The sequence below is a fragment of the Synechococcus sp. H60.3 genome, from assembly GCF_047462295.1.
GTDB lineage: Bacteria > Cyanobacteriota > Cyanobacteriia > Thermostichales > Thermostichaceae > Thermostichus.
In genome coordinates this window covers 1-3,525 of record NZ_JANSIY010000171.1, presented here as the reverse complement: position 1 = coordinate 3,525, position 3,525 = coordinate 1, and the positions used below count along the sequence as shown (strand labels likewise).

Annotated in this window: 1 protein-coding gene and 2 pseudogenes; 2 read left to right on the top strand and 1 reads right to left on the bottom strand. The window is 51.1% G+C overall.

Annotated elements, in window-relative coordinates:
* Positions 1-411, top strand: a pseudogene (locus NW841_RS12350) (glycosyltransferase family 2 protein); the annotation flags it as partial.
* A 74-nt stretch (positions 412-485) separates the two neighbouring features.
* Here NW841_RS12350 and NW841_RS12345 read toward each other — a convergent pair.
* Positions 486-1,037: a type IV pilin protein gene (locus NW841_RS12345; RefSeq protein ID WP_414386646.1), complete on the bottom strand. Its 552-nt coding sequence runs from the start codon at positions 1,035-1,037 to the stop codon at positions 486-488.
* Between the two features lie 203 nt (positions 1,038-1,240).
* Here NW841_RS12345 and NW841_RS12340 point away from each other — a divergent pair.
* Positions 1,241-3,525: pseudogene (locus tag NW841_RS12340) on the top strand (FkbM family methyltransferase); the annotation flags it as partial.

The window sequence follows — 3,525 nt, the reverse complement described above, 5'->3', positions numbered from 1 at the left end:
CAATACTTTTTAGCCTATCAAAATGGAAAATCAGCAGCTCGAGTTTATCCCAGTATTTTGCCAAATAGCGTACATAGTTTTGACATTCCAGAGGAGCATACCCTAGTCACCTCATCTCCAACCGTTTTGCACTACTTGAATTGCGGCTTCCAGAACTACTACAAGAAGTACGCTCAACTGGGCAACTTTCCCGACTACTGGTGGCGCTCAAAGTCTAATCCCATTCGCGTTCCCTTTCACTTGGCCTCAAGGGATGCATACTGCTCGCGAGATATCTATCAAATGGTGGCTCTTTACCAAAAGTTCATACTCTATAGCAACTCCATGATTAACCAGAGCTTGATAGAGGAGGGTATCCTCACCCGCATCTACTATCCTTCTCAGTTACTAGCAACTGTACTTACCCCCTGAAAATCCCAGGTTGTTTCAGAGGACTAAAAAAAGCTCCCCAAAGGGAGCCAAGCAAACAGTGGAACCCGCAGAAACTAGTCAAACACGTTGCAGCTCTTGCCTACAAAAGTGGGGAGAGTAGCTACAACTGTCTCACGGGATCCCAGGCCAATGGTGCATTGAATTCGGCTGCCGGAAGCGGTAACATAGCGGCTTGCACCTGTGACAGCAGTGGTGTCCCAGCGCATCCCTTGAGGTGAAGTACTCACAATATCATCGGCTACTGGCGTCTCGTAGTTGGGAGCGCTCCACGGGTCGTTCATGAATTTGTCACCTCTGGCGCCGCAGGAGTCCGCACCGTTAGTAGTAGGACAACCAAACCGGATTCTGGTGTAGTCGTTCGGATATACGCCAACATCCAGGCGATAGACCTCAGAACCGCGACCTACTGCAGTAAGAGCCGCCTGAGCCTCGGCCGTGCGGGAGCGGCGCACTTGGTTCAGAAATTGGGGAATTGCCACCGCGGACAACACGCCCACAATCACGATCACCACCAGCAGTTCGATCAGGGTGAAGCCTTTGGCTTGGGAGAGAAGTTGCTGAGCCAGCTTGGCCCGCAACAGAGACTGACGAGACTTCGCGCTCATGGTACTCGATCCTTGGTTACTAGAGAGTTACTTGTGCAGGTTACCTGCCAGTCTTAACCTACCCAGCCTGAGGGCCATTCATAACAGCCTGTCCCCAAGCAAAATTGCGGATCTTTGGGGGGGGGTGGATCCAGAAAGGTTCCGTAGTTTGGCCGAGCAGGCCTCTGCATGGCAGATTAAAAACAGCGCTCTCCTTTCGGCCCATGAACCTCGCCCTACAAGCTCGGATCCTGGAAGGCAAGCAACTGCTGCAGCAATCGCCGGCTGTCTTTGCAGAATGGCTGGCGGCTTTCTACCCACAGCAAGATCCAGAGGCATGGCGAGAGTTCTTGTGGGGACTCTTTGACCTTGGGGTGCCTTCGCCGTCTGGAGAAGCTTTCCCAGCTGACCGGGTAGCGACTACCCTTGCGGCGCTGGAGCAAGTTTTGATTTCGGGCCGCCTAGACCTTGCCTACCAGGTCTACACGTCGCTGGTCAAGGCCGGGATCCTGCCATCGGAGAAGGTGATAGAGCTATTGCTGTCTTTGGCAGGCCGTCTGGAAAATACACCCACCCAGGATCCGCAGCAGCGTTTGCGGATCTGCCTGAAGCTGCGGGAGATGGCTTTTGAGTTGGATCCACACCAGCGGGATAACACCCAAGTTCTGCTGTTTCGGGCCTTGCAAGCTCAAGACGAGCTGGCCGTCGGCTTCTACGGGCAGGCCCTGGTGGAGCATTTGGCCAGCTTGGGAGATGAGGAGACCCTAGACATTACCCAGGAGTCGCTCCTAACCGAACTCCTTATTCGGCTATGGGATGACGGCTACCTGGATCTGTTTTTCGAAGTGGCCACAGTTCTACAAGCTCATCTCCTAGAGAGTCAGAAATCCGGCTTTGCCGCTCTCCTAGCTCAGCTAGCCCAGGCAGCAGATCCAAAGCAGGCCGAGCGCTATCAAGGTTTGTGGACAATAGAGGACTTGATCGGCGACTTCTTTCAGAGGGCAGCTCGTGCCCTCTTCGGAGACTCTACTAGCGATGCTTATTCCATCTTGGGAGAAGCGCTTCTTGCGGCAGCCGCAAGCCCCCAGGCAGAGGAGAACTTCTCGCTGTGCCTACCTCTTCTCTCAGAATCTTTGGAAAAGCTGATCCACGCTGCTCGGCCAGACAGGGTGAGCTTTGCCATTCAGAAAATTATGGATTTACTCAGCTCAAGTTCTATTGACCTAGAGTCTCTAAAAGTAAATGAAGAAAATATGCTTGAGAGCTTAACTGTCGCCAAAGCTATTCTCTTTCGAGTCTGCTTTTGTTGGAGCTATCTAACAGATGATCGATCTCTAATTCGTCGTTACCAGCAGCTTGCTGGCAGGATTTTTAACGATTGCCTCAGCCTCATGGCCTCTCAGCGTGATTTCCTGTGGTCAGAGTATTGGAAAAAAAATCAGCGAGATTATCAAACAGTCAATAGAGAGAGCCGTAAACTTCGAGTTGGTTTCCTGGGCAACTGTTTTCAGCGACACTCAGTAGGCTTCCTCAGCGAAGCCATTTTGAGAAACTTATCCCGTGATGTATTGGATATTTGTTACTACTACTACCAGGGCTGGAAAACCGAGGAAATGGCCAGCCGCGACAACATGTATCGGAAGTTTCGATCCCAGGAGAGCCTTCATTTTCGCTTCTTCTCTGAAGGAGTTAGTGCTCCTCAAGTGGCTGCCCAAGCTCGCGAGGATCATATCGATATCATGGTTTTCATGGACTCCATCACTAGCCACGACGCCAATATCGTAGCAGCTCTGCGGGCTGCCCCTATCCAAATTGGCTGGCTAGGGGGAGATGCTGTCGGCTTGCCTGAGTTTGATTACTTCTTTGCTGATCCTTATATTCTTCCCGAAGATGCGCAGGCTGATTACCACGAAGAAATTATCCGCCTACCAAGCTATTGTGCAGTTGACCATCTGGACGTTATCCCGGCCGATGAGGTGGACTTCAAAAGTAAGTTAAGAATAGGCCCAAGAGATGTTGTTCTCCTTACTGCGGCCAATGCCTACAAGCGAACTGACGACTGTATCAATGCTCATTTGCAAATTCTAAAAGCCATTCCCAACGGAATTCTCATTGTCAAAGGCTCAGGGGAAATTGCCACAGTGGTTAGACGCTACCAAGAGAAGTCTAAAGAGCTAGGCGTCTTAGACCGTGTCCGCTTTCTGGCCAAAGCTGGGAGTGTGGAAGAGCATCGTGGTCAACTAGGTTTAGTTGACTTAGTTCTAGACACTTTCCCTTACACAGGTGCAACCCACACCATGGAAGCCCTTTATATGGGCGTGCCGGTTCTTACCCTGGTAGGCCGCCATTACTATGGCCGCATGAGCTACAGTCTGCTGAAAAATATCGGTCTCGAAGAGTGCATCACTTGGTCGGTCGAGGAGTTTATCCAACGTGGGATCCAACTAGCCAATAATCCAGAACTCCTGAAAAAAGCTAAGCAAACCATTCGAGATTCCTATGACAGATC

What these genes read in the sequence shown, in the direction of transcription:
- NW841_RS12345 (WP_414386646.1), bottom strand. Translation starts at nt 1,037, where the DNA reads ATGAGCGCGAAGTCTCGTCAGTCTCTGTTGCGGGCCAAGCTGGCTCAG.